Genomic DNA, 460 nt, shown 5'->3' with positions numbered 1-460 from the left:
GTTTTCCGACGCTATCCGGCGAGATCTGGCTGATTCCGGCTGGTTCGGTAGGTTCGTTGACTGTTGGGGGTCGGGCATGTCTCCAGTCGTACGCGCCGCACTCGTGCAGGCCAAGTGGACCGGCGACACCACGTCGATGGTCGACCGGCACGAGGCGTACGCCCGCGAGGCCGCGGCGCAGGGCGCGCAGGTGATCGGGTTCCAGGAAGTCTTCAACGCCCCGTACTTCTGCCAGGTCCAGGAGCCCGAGCACTACCGGTGGGCCGAGCCGGTCCCGGACGGGCCGACGACCGCGCGGATGAGCGCGCTCGCGCGCGAGCTGGGCATGGTGATCGTCGTCCCGGTGTACGAGCGCGAGCAGTCCGGGTTCCTCTACAACACCGCCGCGGTGATCGACGCCGACGGCACGGTGCTCGGCAAGTACCGCAAGCACCACATTCCGCAGCTCAAGGGCTTCTGG

1 protein-coding gene is annotated in these 460 nt (G+C 68.0%); it reads left to right on the top strand.

Annotated elements, in window-relative coordinates; translation table 11 throughout:
- Positions 1-76: 76 nt before the first annotated feature.
- Positions 77-460: nitrilase-related carbon-nitrogen hydrolase (locus AC1DSF_RS30850; RefSeq protein WP_478184115.1), on the top strand; the 384-nt coding region annotated here is incomplete at its 3' end.

Source organism: Variovorax sp. 01N429 (genome assembly GCF_056399425.1).
This window is presented reverse-complemented; position numbering and strand designations above follow the sequence as displayed.